The 20,728-nt window shown below is 65.7% G+C and carries 12 protein-coding genes; 9 read left to right on the top strand and 3 right to left on the bottom strand.

Annotated elements, in window-relative coordinates; genetic code table 11:
• Positions 1-2: 2 nt before the first annotated feature.
• On the bottom strand, positions 3-4,202 hold the full coding sequence (locus tag H4V98_RS03435; protein ID WP_280757278.1) for a YhdP family protein: 4,200 nt from the start codon (positions 4,200-4,202) through the stop codon (positions 3-5).
• Between the two features lie 74 nt (positions 4,203-4,276).
• Between H4V98_RS03435 and glnE the strand changes: the two genes are divergently transcribed.
• The 5 genes from glnE to H4V98_RS03410 are packed head-to-tail and all read left to right on the top strand — an operon-like array spanning position 4,277 to position 14,128.
• On the top strand, positions 4,277-7,324 hold the full coding sequence (gene glnE, locus H4V98_RS03430; protein WP_280757277.1) for a bifunctional [glutamate--ammonia ligase]-adenylyl-L-tyrosine phosphorylase/[glutamate--ammonia-ligase] adenylyltransferase: 3,048 nt from the start codon (positions 4,277-4,279) through the stop codon (positions 7,322-7,324).
• 48 nt (positions 7,325-7,372) lie between these two features.
• Positions 7,373-8,101 carry a DUF1956 domain-containing protein gene (locus H4V98_RS03425; RefSeq protein WP_280757276.1) on the top strand — a complete coding sequence of 243 codons (729 nt, stop codon included), beginning with the start codon at positions 7,373-7,375 and terminating at the stop codon, positions 8,099-8,101.
• Positions 8,098-9,672 carry an efflux transporter outer membrane subunit gene (locus H4V98_RS03420; RefSeq protein ID WP_280757275.1) on the top strand — a complete coding sequence of 525 codons (1,575 nt, stop codon included), beginning with the start codon at positions 8,098-8,100 and terminating at the stop codon, positions 9,670-9,672. Before H4V98_RS03425 ends, H4V98_RS03420 begins: the two co-directional genes overlap by 4 nt.
• A gap of 32 nt (positions 9,673-9,704) precedes the next feature.
• Positions 9,705-10,997: an efflux RND transporter periplasmic adaptor subunit gene (locus H4V98_RS03415; protein WP_196864500.1), complete on the top strand. Its 1,293-nt coding sequence runs from the start codon at positions 9,705-9,707 to the stop codon at positions 10,995-10,997.
• Complete coding sequence (locus H4V98_RS03410) at positions 10,994-14,128, top strand: efflux RND transporter permease subunit (protein WP_196864501.1); 3,135 nt, start codon at positions 10,994-10,996, stop codon at positions 14,126-14,128. The genes H4V98_RS03415 and H4V98_RS03410 overlap by 4 nt, the downstream gene beginning before the upstream one ends.
• 787 nt (positions 14,129-14,915) lie before the next feature.
• Here the strand turns inward: H4V98_RS03410 and rfaE2 are convergent.
• A complete protein-coding gene (gene rfaE2 / locus H4V98_RS03405; protein ID WP_196869989.1) occupies positions 14,916-15,410 on the bottom strand; it encodes a D-glycero-beta-D-manno-heptose 1-phosphate adenylyltransferase in 495 nt (164 codons plus the stop codon).
• Positions 15,411-15,417: 7 nt separating this feature from the next.
• Positions 15,418-16,275 carry a ferritin-like domain-containing protein gene (locus H4V98_RS03400; RefSeq protein ID WP_280757274.1) on the bottom strand — a complete coding sequence of 286 codons (858 nt, stop codon included), beginning with the start codon at positions 16,273-16,275 and terminating at the stop codon, positions 15,418-15,420.
• A gap of 223 nt (positions 16,276-16,498) precedes the next feature.
• On the opposite strand from H4V98_RS03400, the gene H4V98_RS03395 reads away from it, so the two are divergent.
• The 4 genes from H4V98_RS03395 to H4V98_RS03380 all read left to right on the top strand — a co-directional run bounded on the left by H4V98_RS03395 (position 16,499) and on the right by H4V98_RS03380 (position 20,727).
• Positions 16,499-17,083 carry a glutathione peroxidase gene (locus H4V98_RS03395; protein ID WP_280757273.1) on the top strand — a complete coding sequence of 195 codons (585 nt, stop codon included), beginning with the start codon at positions 16,499-16,501 and terminating at the stop codon, positions 17,081-17,083.
• Positions 17,084-17,366: 283 nt separating this feature from the next.
• Positions 17,367-18,710, top strand: coding sequence for an FAD-dependent oxidoreductase (locus H4V98_RS03390; protein WP_280757272.1), 1,344 nt, complete (start codon positions 17,367-17,369; stop codon positions 18,708-18,710).
• Positions 18,707-19,492, top strand: a complete 786-nt coding sequence (locus H4V98_RS03385; protein ID WP_196864506.1) for a DUF1365 domain-containing protein — start codon at positions 18,707-18,709, stop codon at positions 19,490-19,492. Before H4V98_RS03390 ends, H4V98_RS03385 begins: the two co-directional genes overlap by 4 nt.
• A complete protein-coding gene (locus tag H4V98_RS03380) occupies positions 19,489-20,727 on the top strand; it encodes a cyclopropane-fatty-acyl-phospholipid synthase family protein (protein WP_196864507.1) in 1,239 nt (412 codons plus the stop codon). The genes H4V98_RS03385 and H4V98_RS03380 overlap by 4 nt, the downstream gene beginning before the upstream one ends.
• Position 20,728 lies beyond the last annotated feature (1 nt).

Here is a 20,728-nt window from a genome sequence, read left to right as displayed (position 1 = left end):
GGTCAACGTGTCTCCGGTGTGGTCTCGTCCGCCTGGGCTTTTGCCCGCGCCTTGCGGTCAACCTTGGTGATTATCGGGTCGTACCAGCTTCCGTCAATCTGGAATTCCTGCGTGGCCGCCTCCATCAGCGGACGGCGCAGGAACATCTGCGCCAGAAAGCTGCCCAGGCCGACCACCGGATTGATGGCGGTGGCGATGAGCGAAGCCGTTCCGGCATTGATCTCGGGCACCACGACCACCTTCAGGCTTTGCGTTTCGTCGGCAAGGCTGGCGCGGCCTTCCATCAGCACGGCGGCATTGACGCCGCTCATCTGCAGGTTGTTGGTCTGCGCTACGCCGCGCCGCACCGTCACGTCGCCGCGAATGAAGTCAAAGGCAAAACCCTGCGAGAACACATCGCGGAAGTCCAGCGTCAGCCGGCGCGGCAAGGACTGCAGGCTGAGCACGCCCAGCAGCTTGGCAATGCCCGGGTCGGCTTTCATGAACTGGCCAGACGCGACGTTCACATGAAACTCTCCGCTCAGGCTCGGGTAGTCCAGGCTCAGGGGCGACCCCATCCAGGCGATTTCACCTTCCAGCGCGCCCTTGCCGCGCCGGATCACGCCGTTCATGCCAAAACGCCCAAGCAGCTCGCCCGAATCGGCAATGTCGAGCTTGAAGTCCATGCTCACCCGGCGGCGCTCGTTCAAAGGCCGTGCGGCCCGGGGACCGGCGGGCAGCGCCGCCCAGTTGCCGGTAGCGGTCAGCACGGCTTCGGGCAAGATGACATTGAACTTGTTCAGCCGCCACTCGCGCACACCACCCTCGGCCTGCGACCCTCCCCGGTTGACTGCCTCGATCTCGACCCGCCCCAGCTTCTTGCCACGCAATTCCAGGTTTTCCACCACGATGTCGAGCCCCGGAATGCTGGCGGGCTGCTCGTCCAGCATCGCCTCGACCTCGCTGGCTTCGCTGGCGGCCAGGCTCAGCCGGGAAAGCCGCGCATAGACGCGTCCGGCGCCCTGCGCACCGGGCTGGCGAAACTCCAGGTAGCCGTTCAGTTCGGCGGCAGCGATATTGGCGCGCCAGTTCAGGCCGTCCCGGCTGGCGCCCACCACCACATTGTTCAGGCTGCGGCCCTGCACCTTCAGCTGACTGGCGCGTATGGCCATGACGTTGGGCAGGTAGCCCATGGCGTCGGCCGTCGCGGCCGGCGCGCTGGCAGCCGGCGGTAGCGCGCCGGCGTCGGCGGTCTGGCCCAGAATGCGTTCCCAGGCGTCCAGGTCCAGCGCCGCCAGATTGACATGGGCACCCACGCCGGTTGGCGGCGTCGGCGTTGCTTCACCCGTGTCCAGTCCCACGCCGATGCTGCCCCGGACCACGCGGACATCCTTGCCGCCGAGGTCACGCAGGTAGCTGATCGCCACCACCTGCCCGATGCTGAGCGACAGCTGGTCCTGCAGCGTCTGGCCCGCGTCCATCGAGCCGGGTACCAGCCGGTTTTCAAAGCGCAGCGGCAAAGCCGTCTCGGCCGTCTTGGTGAGTGGTGCCGGCAGGTTCAGCGCCATGCCCTGCAGGCTGCTCGACACCATGACCTCGGGCACGGGCACGCCCTGCCTGAACTGCAGCGTGGCGGTGTAGGCGGTGCTGCCGCCAAGGTTCGCTGCCACGCGCGATGCCAGCCCGAGTTCCGTGGCCTGCCGCAGCCCTTCTGCGGTGACCGTGCCCTGCGCCCTGAAAACGACGCTGCCCCTGGGACCGGTAGGCAACGCCGATGGCCGTGTTCCGCCGTCGATACGGACATCGCCGCCCAGCAGGCTCGCCTGCGTGCCAGCCATGCTGAAACCCTGGTCGGTGACTTTCACCACGCCCCTGGCCTGGCCCAGCACCGGCGCCTGGGGCAGAAGTTTCAGGTCATTGCCAGGCAAAGTCACCGTGCCCTCGACCGTCGATTTTTCGATCGTGTCGATTGGCAGGCGCAGGCCAAACCGGTAGTCGGCCACGCCAGTCGCCGTGGCGTCTGCCAGGGCATGCTCTGTCATGGCGCCAAGCGGCGAGGTGTTGACAAAACCCAGCGCGTCTGACAACGCGCCCCTGACCGCCAGCGCCACCTCGACCACCGGCAGGTGTTCAAGGTCGGCGATGCGGGCGTCGCTCTTGAGCAGTTGCAGGCCCGGCAGGCCGGCAACCTTGCCGCTGGCGACCTTGACGTCCAGCGAAGCCCGGCTGAACAGCAGTTCGCCATTCAACTCCGTCAGCGCTGGCCAGGGCGCGGCACCGGGCGGCTGCAAGGCCTTAGGCACATAGACGAAATGCCCGTTGCGCACTTTCGCCGAAACCTGGAAATCCCCCTGCGCCGCATTGGCAAACGGAAGGTGGTGAACCGGCCCCTTGACCTTGAATTTCACCTCGCTGACCTGGCCCTTGATGACGGCATCGCGCACATAGTGGCGAACCTCTTCGTCCAGCACCAGCGGCAGGTAGCGGTGGACCCGGCTGCCGTCGCCCCGGCTCAGGCTGCCCTGCAGGTCCAGGATGCCCGGAAAGCGGCGGTCGGCTGGTTTGCCGGGTTCGGGCGGGCCGGCGGTGGCGTCATCGGTGCGCCAGCGGACCTGCGCCTGGCCCTTGGCGTCGTCATTTTCAAACTTCAGGTCGCGCAACTGCAGGTCGATTTTTTCGCCAGCGCGTTTCCATTGCGCCTGCACCGACAGCTGGTCGAGCGGCAGGCGGGATTCCTCGAAAATCCCCGGCAGGTCAAGCGCCCCTTTGGCGATCTTCACACTGGCCTGGCCACCGTCCTGCGTCAGGTTGAAGTCCATCGTGGCGCCGCTCAGGCCTGGACGGCCGGGTACCGCCTGCGCGCCGCTGCCCACCGCTACGCCGGACGCAGCGGCAGCGGCGGCCGGCATTGCGGCAACGCTCAAATCCGTCACACGGCCCTTGGCGGCAAAAGTTGATGGACTGTCAAGCGGGCCCTGCCAGCGGGCCTCCAGCGTTTCCACCAGCCCTTCAGGCGCCAGCGACGCCAGCAGCGCATGCGCCGAGGGCTCCAGCGGCAGGCGGCCGGCTATCCGCGCCAGCGAAGCCAGGTCCAGGCGGTCGGCCTTGAGCGTGGTGTGCGCAGGCGTGCCGCGTGACGCCCTGGCATGCACCAGCGCCAGATTGCCGCCCGGCCACTGCAGACCATCCCGGATGCTGAACTGCAGACCCTCGGTACTGACGTCGAATCCGCCGGGATGCTGGCTTGCCGTCACGCGCCCGGCCAGGGTGTTGAAGGCCAGCGGCTGCAAATCGGCACCCAGGCGGGCATCGACGTCCTGCAGCGCGACATCGACCAGTGCCCCGGTGACTTTTCCATCGCTGACGTCGGACCAGGCGCGCAATGCGCCCTGCCCCCGGTTCAGCGCAATGCCGAGCTTTTCCAGCCCGCTGTATTGCTGGACGCGGGACACATCGACCCGGGAGAACTCGCCATACACCTGGCCACTCCAGTTCAAAAAATCGCCACTGCGCCGGGACAGCAGCGGCTGCCGGAAGATGGCCCGCAGGCTGAAGCGCTCGCCCCACTCGGCCGGCGGCGTTGCGTCCAGCCGCATCAGGTGGCGCTGCCGGCCATTGCGCATCACCGCATCCACCTGACCCAGGGCCAGCGGCGGGGCTGGCCGCATCTCGTCGGTCCAGCGCAGGGTGCCGCCACGCACGACAAATTCGGTCTGCGAAAACAACCAGTCGGCCACCGCGCTGTGACCGGTTGCGCTGTCTTTCGACACATCCAGGCCGCCGACAAAAATCTTGCCGTCGGCAGCGCGGCGAATATCGACTTCGGGCCGCTCGATCACCAGTTGCTCGAAGCCAAGTCCCCACAGTGAGGATGGGGAAAGCGTGCCCAGCACCTGCGGCAGGCGCACCGCTTCGCGCCCCTGCGCATCGAGCAGGACCACGTCATGCAGCGCAAAGGACGGGATCGCGCCCAGCGATTTTCCTGTGATGCCGCCGATGCGCACCGGCACGCCGAGCGCCCGGCTGGCCTGGGCTTCCAGCTGCGGACGGAACTCGGCAATACGCGGCACAATCCAGCCGTGAAGCACCCCCCAGCTCAGGCCGAACAGCAGCCAGGCAGTGGCCACCAGCCAAAGCAGGCCGCGAACGGCCACGGCGATCCATCGCAGACGCCGGGATGGCAGGGCGGGAGTGGCGGACGGGCTGATGGGGATGGGCTCCATTGACCGGAGAATTATGACCGCCGACGGTTTGACCGGCCGGTGCAGAACCATGAAGTTTGTGAAGTAGTGTTGTGATGACTGATTCCTCGACTGACTGTTCAATAACCCTCGTTTCTGCAGGGTCGATTCCTCCTGATTCCTTGCCGGACACCCCGTCTTACTCGCGCTTCGTCCAGCGCATTCGCCGACGCTATGCCGAAGAGATGCCGCTGCTGGCCGCCGGCGCGCCACTGCGTCCGGCGATGCAGGCCACACTCGATGCGCTGCTGGCCAAAGGACTGGGCACCGGCGCTGCGCTGCGTGTGCTGCGCCAGCTGGTGCTGGAACGGCTGGTGGTGCTGGACTGTAGCCCCCACGCTCCGCCGCTTTGCGGGTCGCTGCCCCCCGAGGGGGCCACTGCGCCTGCGGCCTGGCAAAGCCAGTTCCGCAGCCCTGGCTTGCAGGGGGATGACCCCCACGCTCCGCCGCTTTGCGGGTCGCTGCCCCCCGAGGGGGCCGCTGCGCCTGCGGCCTGGCAAAGCCAGTTCCGCGGCTCTGGCTTGCAGGGGGATGACCCCACGCCCCCCACTGTGTGTGGTTGGGTGGCCCCTGCTGGATTGGAGAGTCCCTGCGCTGTAGGTGGTTCGCTGTCTGGCGTTCCACTGCAGGTGGTGACCCGCGCCATGACCGAACTGGCTGAACTGGCGCTTGACGTGGCGATGCAGCACTCCCGCGCGGCACTCGATGAACAGCACGGCGCGCCCCAGGCCGTGGGCGGCGGGCTGGCGCGGATGTGGGTGGTCGGCATGGGCAAGCTGGGCGCGCGCGAGCTCAATGTGTCCAGCGACATTGACCTGATCTATGTCTACGACCATGACGGCGAGACCGCCGGCCAGCCCGATGGCCGGGGACAGATTTCAAACCACGAGTATTTCGCGCGCCAGGTCAGGGCGGTGTTCAGCCTGATTGGCGAGGCAACCGAGCACGGCTTTGTGTTTCGGGTCGACCTGGCGCTGCGGCCGAACGGCAATTCGGGCCCGGCCGCGATTTCGCTCGTCGGGCTGGAAGACTACTTTCAGGCGCAGGGCCGCGAATGGGAACGCTTTGCCTGGCTCAAGAGCCGGATCGTGGCGCCGCTCGAATGCATCGGGGATGGTTCGGCGCAGGCCTTGCGCGGCGCCGTGCTGCCCTTTGTGTTTCGCCGCTACCTCGACTACAGCGTGTTCGATGCGCTGCGGGTGCTGCACCGGCAGATCCGCGAGCATGCGGCCAAGCGTTGCGCTGGCCACCCGGAACGCGCCAACGACGTGAAGATGTCGCGTGGCGGCATCCGCGAGATCGAATTCACCGTGCAGGTGCTGCAGGTGGTGCGCGGCGGGCAGTTCCCCGAGTTGCGTACCCGCTCCACGCTGGACGCACTGCAGCGCGTCGCGCATGCCGGCCTGATGCCGCAGGAAACCGCCGACGCCATGGCGCGGGCTTACGAATTCCTGCGCTGCGTCGAGCACCGTATCCAGTACCTGGACGACCAGCAGACCCATGTGCTGCCGACCCGCGACGACGACCTCGCCTGGATTGCAGAGACCATGGGTTACGCCGACGGCTGCCTGTTCCTGCATGACCTGGACGCGCACCGCGAACTGGTTGCCGGCGAATTCGACATCCTGCTCGGCGGCCAGCCCGAATGCAAGGGCTGCCGGCAAGGCCCTTCGCCGGCAAAGCAGCTTGACGACCTGCTGGAGCAGTTGCCGCTCGACTGGCCGGAGCTGTTCCGGAGCCGGTTGGCGGCATGGCACCAGCACCCGCGCATTCTGGCGCTGCGCGAGGACTCGCGCGCCCGGCTGAGCCGCCTGGTGCAGCTGACTGCCCAGTGGCTGATGGAAGGCAAGGTCAGCGAAGAAGCCGCGCTGCGGCTGATTGACTGGATCGAGCCGCTGCTGCGGCGCGAAAGCTACCTGGCGCTGCTGATGGAGCGTCCGTCGGTGCACGAACGCCTGCTGCGGTTACTGGGCGCGGCCAAGTGGCCGGCGCGCTACCTGATGCAGCACCCCGGCGTGATCGACGAACTTGCCAGCGACGAGCTGATGCATGAACGCTTTGACGCCGCCGCCTTTTCCCGGGACTTGCAGCAGCGCCTGGCGTCGCTGCGGCGCACCGGCGAGGATGACGAGGAAACCTGCCTGAGCCTGTTGCGCCACGCCCACCATATCGAGGTGTTCCGCACCCTGGCACGCGACGTCGAGCGCGTGCTCAGCGTCGAGCAGGTGGCCGACGACCTGAGCGCGCTGGCCGAGGTGATCCTGGACATCACGGTGCACTGGTGCTGGCAGCACCTGAAAAACCGGCACCGCGAAAACCCCCGCTTCGGCATCATTGCCTACGGCAAGCTGGGCGGCAAGGAACTGGGTTACGGCAGCGACCTGGACATTGTCTTTGTCTACGACGATGACGACGAACGCGCCCCCGAGGTGTATGCCGGCTTTGTGCGCAAGCTGATCAACTGGCTGACCCTGAAGACCGCCGAAGGCGACCTGTACGAGATTGACACCGCGCTGCGGCCCAACGGCAATTCCGGCCTGCTGGTCACGCCGTTCGAGTCTTTTGCCAACTACCAGCAACGGCGCGGCAGCAACACCGCCTGGACCTGGGAACACCAGGCGATGACGCGCGCCCGCTTCGTGCTCGGCAGCGAGTCGCTGCGCCAGCGTTTTGACGAGGTGCGCCGGGCAGTCATCACCGCGCCGCGCGACCCGCAGGCGCTGAGCCGTGAAATCGTCGAGATGCGCCAGAAAGTCCGCAGTGCGCGCCCGGTCCGGGGCAGCAAGTTCGACGTCAAGCACAGCGTCGGCGGCATGGTCGATGCCGAATTCGCAGTGCAGTTCCTGGTGCTGTCGCAGGCCGCACAGCACCCCGAACTGGTCGACAACGTCGGCAACATCGCATTGCTGCAGCGCGCGGAAATGGTCGGCCTGCTGCCCGACGACGTGGGTCAGCAGGCTGCCAGCGCCTACCGCGAACTGCGGCGCGTGCAGCACCTTGCGCGCCTGAACGAAGAACCCACGCAGGTCACGCCGCCCGCATTGCAGGCCGAACGCGATGCCATTCAGGCATTGTGGCTTGCCTGCTTCAAGTCAAACGACTGATTTAACTAAATCAAACGTTTGACTGGCTTATGTGCTGTAATTTGGCACATGATTTCAAGCGACTCCACCCCCTCTGCTGCCGAGCCGCGCAAGCAGCGTTCCGACGGCGCTGAAGCCCGGCTGCTGCTGCTGCATGCCGCGCTCAAGCTGTTTGCCGAAAAAGGCTTTGCCAAGACCTCGACGCGCGAGATTGCGCTGGCCGCCGGCGCCAACCTTGCCGCCATCAGCTACTACTTCGGCGACAAGGCCGGGCTGTACCGCGCTGCGTTCACCGAACCGATGGGCTGCACCGAAAACGACCTGGCGCTGTTCGACCAGCCGGACCTGAGCCTGCGCCAGTCGCTGCACGGTTTTATTGCCAGTTTTTTGGCCCCGATGAAGCAGGGCGAACTGGTTCAGCAATGCACCCGCCTGCACTTTCGCGAAATGCTTGAACCGACCGGCGTCTGGGCCGAGGAGATCGACAACGGCATCAAGCCGGCGCATGCGGCGCTGGTGGCGCGGCTGGGCCGCCACCTGGGCTTGAATAAAGCCGATGACAGTTTGCACCGGCTGGCCTTCAGCATCACCGGCCTGGCCGTGCAGCTGTTCGTCACGCGCGACATCGTGCAGGCCATCCGCCCCCGGCTGCTCGACCCCCAAGGCATCGACGCCTGGTGCGACCAGATGGTGAATTACGCCGAAGCCATGGTGAACATCGAAGCGGCGCAGCGCAGCACCGCCCCCGCGCAGGCCTCAACACCCGCCCCTTCACCTCACAGCAACGCCGCCGCATGAAACCCCACACCGTCCTTTTTTGCGTCCTGCTGCCGCTGGGGCTGGGCGCTTGCGCCACGGCCAACGTTCCCGGCGCGGTGTCAGCCCCCGTGCCCGCGCAATGGTCCGCGCCATTGCCGCCGCAAGCGGGTCCCGCAGCGCATGCCGGACTGCCGGAAAAACCGCACCACGGCAGCCTGACCGACCTGACCCAATGGTGGCAGCAGCAAGGCGACCCGCTGCTGGTCGAGCTGATCACCGCCGCGCAGGCCGTCAGCCCGACGGTGGCAACGGCACGCTCGCGCATTGAGCAGTCACGCGCCACGCGGGTCGCGGCCGACGCGGCGTTGGGGCCGTCGCTCGATGCCTCGGCCAGCGTCAACCGGGGGCGTTCGCTGCAAAGCGGCGGCGGGGCGGATCTGGCGCCCATCGTCACCACCACCCAGGGCGGCTTGCAGGCCAGCTGGGAAATCGATGTGTTCGGCGGCAACCGCGCCAGCCGCAATGCCGCCGATGAGCGCCTGGCCGGCGCCGAGGCGCAATGGCACGATGCCCGGGTGTCGGTGGCGGCCGAAGTCGCCAACCAGTATTACAGCCTGCGCAGTTGCGACCAGCTGGCGCAGATCACGCGCACCGACGCCACGTCGCGCCAGGAAACCGCGCGCCTGTCCGGCCTGAGCACCCGCGCCGGCTTCACCGCACCGGCCACCGATGCACTGGCGCGGGCCAGCGCCGCCGAAGCCAGCGGCCGCGCCACGCAGCAAAGCGCCCAGTGCGAACTGGACCTCAAGGCGCTGGTGGCACTGAGCGGCCTGCCAGAGTCCGATTTAAAGCAAAAAGTGGCTCTGGCGCAGTATCCATCCGCACAATCAGCTATTTTTTCAATAGCAAGCGTGCCCGCTGACGCGCTGGCGCAGCGGCCTGATGTGTTCAGCGCCGCGCGCGACGTGGCGGCGGCCAGCGCGGACGTGGGCAGCGCCGACGCCCAGCGCTATCCGCGCCTGAGTCTGGGCGGCTCCATTGGCGCATCGAACTTTCGCAGTGGTGGCCTGTCGGCCAGCCTGACGACCTGGTCCATCGGCCCGCTGGCGCTCAGCCTGCCGCTGTTCGACGGCGGGCGACGCGTCGCCGACGTGCAGGCCGCCCAGGCGCGCTATGACGAAGCCGCCGCGATTTACCGCGCCAGGGTGCGCCAGGCCGTGCGCGAGGTCGAAGAAGCGCTGGTCAGCCTGCAAAGCACCGCTGCGCGCGAAAGCGATGCGCAAACCGCAGTGGCCGGCTACCGCGCCGCGTTCACCGGCACCGAAGCGCGTTACCAGAGCGGCCTGGCCAGCCTGGTCGAACTGGAAGACGCGCGTCGCAGCCAGCTGGCTGCGCAGACCACGCAGGTGTCGCTGCAACGCGAACGCCTGACTGCCTGGGTGGCGCTGTACCGCGCCATGGGCGGCGGCTGGACGCCCCTCATGGCGCAGGCCGGCAACCAGGGCAAGACCAACGCCGCAGCGGATGCCACTGCCGCCCTTGCCGCCGCCACGTTCGTACCGCCAGCCGCATCCAGCCACGCGTCTGCTGGCGTGCCCGCCCGCCGCTGAACCCGCCCTTCGTCCTTATTTTTTTTCACGCCATGCAAAAATTCAAACTCAAACCCCTCGTCGTGATCAGCTTTGTGGTGGTCGCCCTGGCGGCTGGCGCGTTCTTCTACGTGTCTGCCCGCAAGCCCGAGGCAACAGCGGCCGGTGCCCAGACCGCGCCCAAGCCAGCGCTCACCGTGACGGCCGCCTTGCCTGAAACCACCCGCCTGCCGATCCGGCTGTCGGCCAACGGCAACATCGCCGCCTGGCAAGAGGCCGTCATCGGCGCCGAATCCACCGGCCTGCGCCTGACCGAGGTGCGCGTCAACGTCGGCGACGTGGTCAAGGCCGGCCAGGTGCTGGCGACGTTTTCGACCGACAGCGTGCAGGCCGACGTGGCGCAGGCGCGCGCCAGCTTGTTAGAGGCCCAGGCGAATGCCGCCGACGCGGCTGGCAACGCCGAGCGGGCGCGCAGCCTGCAAAGCTCGGGCGCGCTGAGCACGCAGCAGATCAACCAGTACCAGACCACTGAGAAAACCGCCAAAGCCCGCGCCGAAGCCGCGCAGGCGGTGCTGGGCGCGCAGCAGTTGCGCGGCCGGCAGACGCAGGTGCTGGCGCCCGACAGCGGCGTGATTTCAGCGCGTACTGCCACCGTCGGCTCGGTGGTCGGCAGCGGCGCCGAGCTGTTCCGCATGATCCGCCAGGGCCGGCTGGAATGGCGCGCCGAAGTCACCTCGGCCGAACTCGGCCGCATTGCCATTGGCACGCCGGTCAGCGTGGTGCCGGCCAGCGGCGGCGAGTTGCGCGGCCGGGTGCGCATGGTCGCGCCCAGCGTCGATCCGCAGACGCGCGCGGCGCTGGTGTATGTCGACCTGCCGGCCATGACCAGGGCAAGCGCGGGGTTATCTTCCCCAGCAGGGGCCGCGGAACCGGCTTTGCCGGGCCGCAGGCGCAGTGCCCCCTCGGGGGGCAGCGCAGCACACGAAGTGGCAAGCGTGGGGGCTGCATTACCCGGCATGTTTGCCCGTGGGGAATTCGAGCTCGGCGCCACCGACGCGCTGACCGTTCCGCAGCGTGCGCTGGTGGTGCGCGACGGCTTCAACTACCTGTTCCGCCTGGGCGAAGGCAACCGCGTCAGCCAGCTCAAGGTGCAGACCGGCCGGCTGGCAGGCGATCGCGTCGAGGTGGTTTCAGGCTTGCCGGCGGACACCCGCATCGTCGTCAATGGTGCTGGCTTCCTGAACGACGGCGACCTGGTTCGTGTGGCTCAGGAATCTGAATCAAATACGGCATCCGCGCAATCTGTACCTGCTTCAGCAGCTATTAAAACAGGAGCAACGCCATGAACGTCTCCTCCTGGTCCATCAAGAACCCGATTCCGGCGGTGATGCTGTTCGTGCTGCTGACTTTTGGCGGCATCCTGTCCTTCAACGCCATGAAGGTGCAGAACTTTCCCGACATCGACGTGCCCACGGTCAGTGTCTCGGCCTCGCTGCCGGGCGCGGCGCCGGCGCAACTGGAAACCGAGGTCGCCCGCAAGCTGGAGAACTCGATTGCCACGGTGCAGGGCCTCAAACACATCATGACCAAGGTGCAGGACGGCGGCGTCAGCATCACCGCCGAATTCCGGCTGGAAAAGCCGGTGCAGGAAGCGGTGGACGATGTGCGCTCGGCCGTGGCGCGGGTGCGCTCGGACCTGCCCGCCGACGTGCGCGACCCGGTGGTCACCAAGGTTGACCTGGCCGGTCAACCCATCCTGGCCTTCACCGTGGCCTCCAGCCGCATGGACGCGGAAGCGCTGTCGTGGTTTGTGGACAACGACATTTCACGCAAGCTGCTGGCGGTGCGCGGCGTGGGTGCGGTGAGCCGCGTCGGCGGCGTGTCGCGCGAGGTGCGCGTGGCGCTGGACGCGTCCAAATTGCAGGCGCTGGGCGCGTCGGCCTCGGACATTTCGCGCCAGCTCAAGCAGGTGCAAACCGAAAGTGCCGGCGGCCGCACCGACCTGGGCGGCAGCGAGCAGCCGGTGCGCACGCTGGCCACCGTCAAGTCGGCGCAGGCGCTGGGCGAACTCGAACTGGCGCTGAGCGACGGCCGCAAGATCCGCCTGAACGACGTCGCCACGGTCAGCGACACCGTGTCCGACCCGCGTTCGGCCGCGCTGCTCGACGGCAAGCCGGTGGTCGGTTTTGAAGTCGCCCGCAGCCGGGGCGAGAGCGAAGTCGCCGTCGGCGCGGCGGTGCAGGCGGCGCTGAAAGACCTTCAGCTCCAGCACCCCGACCTGGAACTGACCGAAGCCTTCAATTTCGTCAAGCCGGTCGAGGAGGAATACGACGGCTCGATGCACCTGCTGTACGAAGGCGGCATTCTGGCGGTGCTGGTGGTGTGGCTGTTTTTGCGCGACTGGCGTGCCACCTTTGTCTCGGCGGTGGCGTTGCCGCTGTCGGTCATTCCGGCCTTCATCGGCATGTATGTGCTGGGCTTTTCGATCAACATCATCAGCCTGCTGGCGCTGTCGCTGGTCATCGGCATATTGGTCGATGACGCGATTGTCGAGGTCGAGAACATCGTGCGCCACCTGCGCATGGGCAAGACACCGTACCAGGCGGCCATGGAGGCGGCCGACGAGATTGGCCTGGCGGTGGTCGCCACCACGTTCACGCTGGTCGCGGTGTTCTTGCCGACGGCTTTCATGAGCGGCATTGCCGGGAAGTTCTTCAAGCAGTTCGGCTGGACGGCGGCCTTGGCCGTCACCGCGTCACTGATCGTCGCGCGGGTGCTGACGCCGATGATGGCGGCTTATATTTTGAAACCCATCGTCGGCGACCACAAGGAGCCCGGCTGGCTGAAGGCCTACATGCGCGCCGCTGCGTGGTGCCTGAAGCACCGCGTCGTCACCATGGTCGCGGCGACGCTGTTTTTCATCGGCTCGATTGCGCTGATTCCGCTGCTGCCGACCGGCTTCATTCCGCCCGACGACAACTCGCAAACCCAGGTTTACCTGGAGTTGCAGCCCGGCAGCAGCCTGAAGCAGACCGAAGCTGCCGCCGAGCAGGCGCGGCTCTTGATTGCCAAGGTCGAGCATGTGCGCAGCATCTACACCACGATTGGCGGCGGCACGGCGGGCAGCGACCCGTTCGCCGGCTCGGGCGCGGCCGAAACCCGCAAGGCCACGCTGACCGTGCTGCTGGCCGAGCGCGGCGACCGGCCGCGCAAGCAGGGCATCGAAAACAAGATGCGCACCGCGCTGGAACAACTGCCCGGCGTGCGCAGCAAGGTCGGCCTGGGCGGCTCGGGCGAGAAATACATCCTGGTGCTGACCAGCGAAGACCCGCTGGCGCTCAGTTCGGCCGCGCGCGCGGTCGAAAAAGACCTGCGCTCCATTCCCGGCCTGGGCAGCGTGGCGTCGAGCGCCAGTTTGATCCGCCCCGAAATCGCCGTGCGGCCCGACTTTGCCCGCGCCGCCGACCTGGGCGTGACCAGCGCCGCCATCGGCGAAACCCTGCGCATCGCCACGCTGGGCGACTACGACGTGGCGCTGCCCAAGCTCAACCTGTCCGAGCGCCAGGTGCCGATCGTTGTCAAGCTCGCCGATGCCGCGCGCCAGGATTTGAGCGTGCTCGAACGCCTGTCGGTGCCGGGCGCCAAGGGGCCGGTGATGCTTGGCCAGGTCGCCACGCTGGAAATCGCCAGCGGTCCAGCCATCATCGACCGCTACGACCGCTCGCGCAACGTCAACTTCGAGATCGAGCTGTCAGGCCTGCCACTGGGCGACGTGACCAAGGCGGTGAAGGCGCTGCCCGCCGTCAGAAACCTGCCGCCGGGCGTGAAAGTGGTGGAAATCGGCGACGCCGAAGTCATGGGCGAGCTGTTCGCCAGCTTTGGCCTGGCGATGCTGACCGGCGTGCTGTGCATCTACATCGTGCTGGTGCTGCTGTTCAAGGACTTCCTGCACCCGGTGACGATTCTGGCCGCCTTGCCCTTGTCCCTGGGCGGCGCCTTCGTCGGCCTGTTGATCGCCGACAAGAGCTTTTCGATGCCCTCGCTGATCGGCCTGATCATGCTGATGGGCATTGCCACCAAGAACTCGATTTTGCTGGTCGAGTACGCCATCGTGGCCCGGCGCGGGCATGACGGCAGCGACGGCCGGCCGGCGGTGGCAGGAATGAGCCGCTGGGATGCGCTGCTGGACGCCTGCCACAAGCGCGCCCGGCCGATCATCATGACCACGCTGGCGATGGGCGCGGGCATGCTGCCGATTGCGCTGGGCTTTGGCGCGGCCGATTCAAGCTTTCGCTCGCCGATGGCGGTGGCGGTGATTGGCGGGCTGATCACGTCAACCGTGCTGAGTTTGCTGGTGGTGCCGGCGGTGTTTACCTATATGGATGATCTCGAGCAGTTCATCCGGCGCATGGCGGGGCGGGTGCGGGGCAAGTCGGTGGAGGGGGCGGCGGTGCGGGCTGGGGATGTGGCGCCTTGAGCTTTTGCGCAGGTGGGGCTTTGAATGAGGTTCGCATTTTCAGGCTGTTTTTGCGTTTTGCGCAATGAATTCGTGCGCTGCCAGCTATTGAATTCGTAGCTTGCTTGGCTCCGCCTGGTTGGGCTGGCCGGGGGTAGCCCGGCGGCTACTCACTTTCTTTGGCTATCGCCAAAGAAAGTAAGCAAAGAAAGGCGACCCCTGCTGTCCGCGACCCTACGCTTCGCTACGGGCACCCTGCGGTACTCGCTTCAGGCGGGGTCCGCGCAAACTCGCCTGCGGCTCAAACAGCGCGCGGCCCTGATCCGCCTGAAGCTCCGTTCCTCAGCGCAGACAGAAGGGGTGGGGAAAGGAAAAACAAAAACCAACAGCCGAAGTCAAGCATCCGTAGCGCCCAATCCATCATGATGCTACAAATTTAATAGCTGATTGCGCTTGCGCCATCAAAGTAAAGAGCGCTTTTTACTCCGAACCCGCTCCCGAACCCGAATTCCTTCCCCACCCCGTTCTGGCTGGGCCGGTGATGACCGGGAAAAGCGGGATCAGGGCCGCGCGCTGTTTGAGCGCAGCGAGTTTGCGCGGACCCCCGCTTTTCCCGGGCAGCGCAGGTTGCCCGAAGCGAAGCGCAGGGACCCAGGCAGCCGGGTCGCCTTTTCTTTGGTGACTTTCTTTTGGCGAAGCAAAAGAAAGTTACTTGCCGCCGGGCAACCCCCGGCCAGCAAAATCAAACAGAGCAAACAAAGACAAGAATTCAACAGCCAGCGATGCAAGCCTTGAATGAAAACCAGGTTCAAGCCCCAGAAGACCCTGCGCGAATCTTCTTCACCAACGCCGTCGTCGAATACCCCTCAACGAACGCAATCGCCAGCGCCCGGCCGCCATAAGCCTTCACCACCGCCGTTTCAGCGAGCGTGTCCATGTCGTAATCACCGCCCTTGACCAGCACGTCGGGCTTGAGTTCGGCAATCAATTCCAGCGGCGTGTCCTCGTCAAACCACGTCACCAAACTGACCGATTCCAGCGCCGCCATCAGCACCGCCCGGTCGTCCTGCGGGTTCAGCGGCCGGTCCGGGCCCTTGCCCAGGCGACGGGCCGAGGCGTCGGTATTGAGTGCCACAACCAAACTGGCACCGAGCTGGCGGGCTTGCGCCAGGTAGGTGGCGTGACCGCAATGCAGCACATCGAACACCCCGTTGGTGAACACCACCGGCCGGGGCAGCGCGGCCAGACGATCGGCGGCGTCGTTGCGGTTGACGATCTTGTTCAAAAAGGCGGGCGGCTTCATAGGGCTTTCAGGCAGGGTCCAGCGCCTGGGCTGCGGCGAGCTGGCGGCCGATTTCTTTGCGGTAGTGGTTGAGCTGCTGGACAGTCTTGAACGGCTGGCCCAGCAAAAGCCCCAGATTGTGCAGGATGCGCTCGACCACTTTGGTTTCCCACACCGCGTCGAAGCGGATCTGCGTGTCGAGCCAGTGGTCCAGCCACTCGGGGTCGGGCAGGCGGCTCTGGATGGTGTCGCGGGGAAACAGGCTTTTGTTGACATGCAGGTTGGTCGGGTGCAGCGCCTGGGAGGTGCGCCGGGCGCTGGCCATCAGCACACCGACCTTGGCGAAGGCCGCCCGGGCCTCGTCACCCGATGTGGCGATGGCGCGCTTCATGTAGCGCAAATAGGCGCCGCCGTGGCGCGCCTCGTCCTGGCTGAGCCGGGTGTAGATCTGCTGGATGACCGGCTCGGTATGCCACTGGCTGGCGCAGCGGTACCAATGGTTCAGGCGGATTTCGCCGCAAAAATGCAGCATCAGCGTTTCCAGCGGCGGCGCAGGCTCGAACTCGAAGCGCACCGCGTGCAACTCGGCCTCGGTGGGCACCAGCTCGGGCCTGAAACGCCGCAGGTAGTCCATCAGCACCAGCGAATGCTTTTGCTCCTCGAAAAACCAGATTGACATGAAGGCCGAGAAATCGCTGTCGCCCCGGTTGTCGCGCAGGAACATTTCGGTCGCCGGCAGTGCCGACCATTCAGTGATCGCGTTCATGCGGATGGTCTGGGCCTGCTCGTCGGTCAGCAGCGACGCATCGAACGTGGCCCAGGGAATATCGGTTTCCATATTCCAGCGGACAGCTTCGAGCTGTTTGAACAATTCGGGGTAAAGCATGGGATCTCCTAAGTCAGCAAGTACGCACTCTGGCGCGTACCGGATGTTGTCTTGCCGGATTGTTGTTGATTTCAGCAAAACACCACCAGGACAAGTGCTTTCAGGGCGATTAAAAGCCGCCACCGGCACGACGGGTCAATCCGGTGCACCATCATCAACAATCTGAATCCATCGGCCGAGCTGGTGCGTATAAGCTCAAACCCTTTTGTCCTGAGAGCAAGCGATGCAAGCCTTTCCCCTCATTCCCGTGACGCTGGCGCTGCTTGCCAGCGCCGCGCTGGCTGCTTCTCCGGCCAGGGCTGCGCAGCCCGGAGCGCCGGCCCAGGCGTGCCCTGCCGTTTTGCAACAGAACGTACTGCGCCTGCAGGACGAAAAACCGCAGTCACTGTGCCAGTACAGCGGCAAGGTGGTGTTGGTCGTCAACACCGCCAGCTTTTGCGGCTTCACGCCGCAGTACAAGGGCCTGGAAGCGCTGTACAACAAATACCAGGGACGCGGCCTGGTGGTGCTGGGCTTTCCGTCGAATGACTTTTCGCAGGAATCAGGCAGCAACAAGGACATCGCGGAATTTTGCGAGAGCACCTTCGGCGTCAAGTTTCCCATGTTCACCAAGACCGCCGTCAGCGGCCAAGACGCCAGCCCGCTGTTCAGGCAACTAACCGCTGCCAGCAGCACGCCGGTGCGCTGGAACTTCTACAAATACATCATTTCGCGCGACGGACTGGCCGTAACGGCCTTCAACTCGATGGCCGATCCCGGCAGTCCCAAGTTCGTTGCAGAAATTGAAAAGCAGCTGGCCCGCCCATGAACACAGCGCACGCCAAAACCATCAACGGCTTGACAAAACTTTACAGGCCAACCACCCCGTGCAGGGGAACTCGATCAGGCGGCAGGCACTCTTACAGCTTGCCTTGCTCCCGCAGCGCCACAGCGCCGGACCAAGGCCAGTACAGCTTCATTGTTGCGAAGCCTTTCCGGCCCTTCAGGCCGGTCTGTACACCCGGGGCGGTTTTACTCCTCCCTCACTCCCTTGTTTGCACCGGGACGCTTCGCAGCATTTTTACAGTCCCCACGGGCCCCGGAGCGCGGGCATGAGCCTCTCGCTTCCCAGGGCGGCCATCGTCGGCTCGGGTATTTCGGGGCTGGCGGCGGCGCATGCGCTAAAAGGCCAGGCCCGTATCACGCTGTTTGAGGCGGGCGACTATTTCGGCGGCCACACGAACACCGTCGATGTCACGCTGCCGACCCCACACGGCCCGGTCACCCACGGGGTAGATACCGGTTTTCTGGTGTTCAACGAACGCACCTACCCGAATTTGATCGCGCTGTTTGCAGAACTGGGCGTAGAAACCGCCCGTTCGGACATGTCGTTTTCGGTCAAGGCGCCCGGCGCGGCAGGCGGCAGGTTGCTGGAATGGAGCGGCTCCAGCCTGAACAGCGTATTTGCCCAGCGCGGCAACCTGGTCAGCTGGAAATTCCTGCGCATGCTGCGCGACATCGTTCGCTTCAACCGCATCACCACCGCGCTGGCGCTGTCGAACGCCGAGGCCGCCATGGTGCAGCCGCTGGGCGATTTTTTGCGTGACCAGGCGTTTTCAGCCGAGTTCCGCGACTGGTATTTTTTGCCGATGATGGGTTGCATCTGGTCCTGCCCGACCGACCAGATGCTGCAGTTCCCGGTGGCCACCATGGTCCGCTTTTGCCACAACCATGGCTTGATCCAGGTCACCGACCGGCCGCAGTGGTGGACGGTCCAGGGCGGTGCGCGCCACTATGTTGAAAAAATCATCGCCGGCATTGCCGACAAGCGGCTGAACACCCCGGTAGAGCGCATCGAGCGCGACGCCGGGGCGCTGCGCGGCGGCGTGCGCATCATCACGCGCGACGCCATCGAGCATTTCGACAAGGTCGTGCTGGCCACGCATTCCGACCAGTCGCTGGCGCTGCTGCCGGACGCCAGCAGCGCCGAGCGCAAAACGCTGGGTGCCATCCGCTACCAGGCGAACCGCGCCGTGCTGCACACCGATTCGTCGGTATTGCCGCAAAAAAAGATCGCCTGGGCGGCCTGGAACTATGAGCGCGCCGCCGGCATCGAGCGCGAATCGGCCGGCGTGTGCCTGCATTACCTGCTGAACATGCTGCAGCCACTGCCTTTTCCCCAGCCGGTACTGGTGTCGCTCAATCCGCTGCAGGACATTGCGCCCGCCCACGTCCTGGGCGAATACGACTACATGCACCCGGTGTTCGACCTGGCCGCGACCCAGGCGCAGCAACAGCTGCCGGCATTGCAGGGGCGGCAGCACAGCTATTTCTGCGGCGCCTGGACCGGCTACGGTTTTCATGAAGACGGCCTGAAGTCGGGCATGAACGCCGCCCGGTTGCTGCTGGCGCAGCACGCACAAGCGGTGCCGGCCCTGGAAGGCGTGCCGGCATGACCCGCCTGCCCGTGCGCGACGTTCCGCTGATCGGCTTTGGCCAGGTCCTGCACAAGCGTCTGCGCCCGGTCGCCAACGCCTTCAACTACCCCACCTATTTCCTCATGCTGCCGATGCGCAGCCTGCAGCAGAACGGCAGCGGCGCGCTGGCGCACAACCGGAGCGGCGCGTTGAGCTTTTTCGACAGCGACCATGGCGACGGCAGCAACAACGCGCTGGCCTGGCTCGACGCCCTGCTGCTGCGCGAAGGCGTGGAAGATGCGAACGGCGAAGCCTGGCTGCACACCTACCCGCGCGTGCTGGGCTACACCTTCAAGCCGGTCAGCTTCTGGTATTGCCACCGGCCGGACGGCAGCCTGCGCGCCATCGTCGTCGAGGTGAACAACACCTTTGGCGAGCGCCATTGCTACTTGCTCGACGCGCCCCGGTACGGCCAGGAACTCAGCGCCGACAAGGTGTTCCATGTCTCGCCGTTTTGCACCCTGGCGGGCGGCTACCGCTTTCGTTTCCTGCGCAGCGACAGCAACGGCGTGCACAACACCGTTGCCCGCATCGACTACCACGACAACCTGGACGACCCCTGCGGCGCAGTGCTGCAGACCAGCGTCAGCGGCACGCTGGAGCCACTGACCAGCGCCAGCCTGCGCAAGGCGCTGTGGCGCTACCCGGCCATGACGCTGGGCGTGATGGCGCGCATCCACTACCAGGCCTTCAGGCTGTGGCGAAAACGCATTCCCTTCGTCAGAAAACCCGATCTTCCCAAAAATACCGTGACGCGATGACCACTCTCAACCCGACCTCCGCTCCCGCCATCCAGCCCATCCCCCGCGACGCGCCCGGCGCCGCGCGTACCGCACTGAAGATGCTGCGGCGCCTGAAGCACGGCACGCTCACGGTGCAACTGCCCGATGGCGCGTTGCAGCGTTTTGGCTCGGGCACGGCGCCCATGGCCAGCCTGCACCTGCACAACTGGAAACCGTGCAGCGCCGCACTGCGATCGGGCGACATCGGTTTTGCCGAAAGTTATATTGCCGGCGACTGGACGACACCGCACCTGACCGACCTGATGGAACTGCTCATCATCAATCGCAAGGAAGTCGAAAGCGCGATTTACGGCAGCTGGCTGGGGCGCCTGGCCTACCGCGTCAAGCACCTGCTGAACCGCAACACCAAGGCCAACAGCCAAAAGAACATCCATGCGCATTACGACCTGGGCAATGCGTTTTATGCGCTGTGGCTGGACAAGACCATGAACTATTCGTCGGCGATTTTCGAGTCGCCCGAAACCACGATGGTGGAGGGCCAAATGGCCAAGGTGCGCCGCGCGCTGAGCCTGACGCAGGTCAAACCGGGCGACCGCGTGCTTGAAATTGGCTGCGGCTGGGGCGCGCTGGCTGAAATGGCAACGACCGAATTCAGCGCCTCTGTCGTCGGCGTGACGCTGAGCACCGAGCAGCTCGAATGGGCCAAGCAGCGCATGGCCCGCCTGGGCGCGTCCGACAAAGCCGACCTGCGATTGCAGGACTACCGCGACATTGGCAAGACCACGCCCGACGCGCCCTTCGACGCCATCTGCTCGATCGAGATGGTCGAGGCCGTCGGCCGCGAATACTGGCCGGAATACTTCCGGACCGTGGCGCGCCTGCTCAAGCCCGGCGGCCATGCCTGCATCCAGAGCATCGTGATTGACGACGCGCTGTTCGAGCGCTACATCGGCTCGACCGACTTCATCCAGCAGTACATCTTTCCGGGCGGCTGCCTGCCGTGTCCACGCGAATTCCGGGCGCAGGCCGAGGCGGCGGGTTTCGACATCGTTGACGAGTTTTCGTTTGGCCAGGACTATGCGCGCACGCTGCGGCTCTGGCGCGACGACTTCCTGGCACAGGAACAACGCGTGCTGCGCCTGGGTTTTGACAAGAAGTTCATCCGCATCTGGGAGTTCTATCTGGCTTACTGCGAAGCGGCCTTTGCGCAGGGCAACACCAGCGTGATGCAGTTCACGCTGCGCAAGCGCTGAA

It is taken from the genome of Polaromonas sp. CG_23.6 (assembly GCF_029892315.1).
Taxonomy (GTDB): Bacteria; Pseudomonadota; Gammaproteobacteria; order Burkholderiales; family Burkholderiaceae_C; genus Polaromonas.
The sequence above is the reverse complement of the archived record's forward strand: the minus strand, read 5'-3'. Positions and strand labels throughout refer to the sequence as shown.

What these genes read in the sequence shown, in the direction of transcription:
- rfaE2 (WP_196869989.1), bottom strand. Translation starts at nt 15,410, where the DNA reads ATGAAGCCGCCCGCCTTTTTGAACAAGATCGTCAACCGCAACGACGCC.
- glnE (WP_280757277.1), top strand. Translation starts at nt 4,277, where the DNA reads ATGACTGATTCCTCGACTGACTGTTCAATAACCCTCGTTTCTGCAGGG.
- H4V98_RS03435 (WP_280757278.1), bottom strand. Translation starts at nt 4,202, where the DNA reads ATGGAGCCCATCCCCATCAGCCCGTCCGCCACTCCCGCCCTGCCATCC.
- H4V98_RS03385 (WP_196864506.1), top strand. Translation starts at nt 18,707, where the DNA reads ATGACCCGCCTGCCCGTGCGCGACGTTCCGCTGATCGGCTTTGGCCAG.
- H4V98_RS03380 (WP_196864507.1), top strand. Translation starts at nt 19,489, where the DNA reads ATGACCACTCTCAACCCGACCTCCGCTCCCGCCATCCAGCCCATCCCC.
- H4V98_RS03415 (WP_196864500.1), top strand. Translation starts at nt 9,705, where the DNA reads ATGCAAAAATTCAAACTCAAACCCCTCGTCGTGATCAGCTTTGTGGTG.
- H4V98_RS03410 (WP_196864501.1), top strand. Translation starts at nt 10,994, where the DNA reads ATGAACGTCTCCTCCTGGTCCATCAAGAACCCGATTCCGGCGGTGATG.
- H4V98_RS03400 (WP_280757274.1), bottom strand. Translation starts at nt 16,275, where the DNA reads ATGCTTTACCCCGAATTGTTCAAACAGCTCGAAGCTGTCCGCTGGAAT.
- H4V98_RS03390 (WP_280757272.1), top strand. Translation starts at nt 17,367, where the DNA reads ATGAGCCTCTCGCTTCCCAGGGCGGCCATCGTCGGCTCGGGTATTTCG.
- H4V98_RS03420 (WP_280757275.1), top strand. Translation starts at nt 8,098, where the DNA reads ATGAAACCCCACACCGTCCTTTTTTGCGTCCTGCTGCCGCTGGGGCTG.
- H4V98_RS03395 (WP_280757273.1), top strand. Translation starts at nt 16,499, where the DNA reads ATGCAAGCCTTTCCCCTCATTCCCGTGACGCTGGCGCTGCTTGCCAGC.
- H4V98_RS03425 (WP_280757276.1), top strand. Translation starts at nt 7,373, where the DNA reads ATGATTTCAAGCGACTCCACCCCCTCTGCTGCCGAGCCGCGCAAGCAG.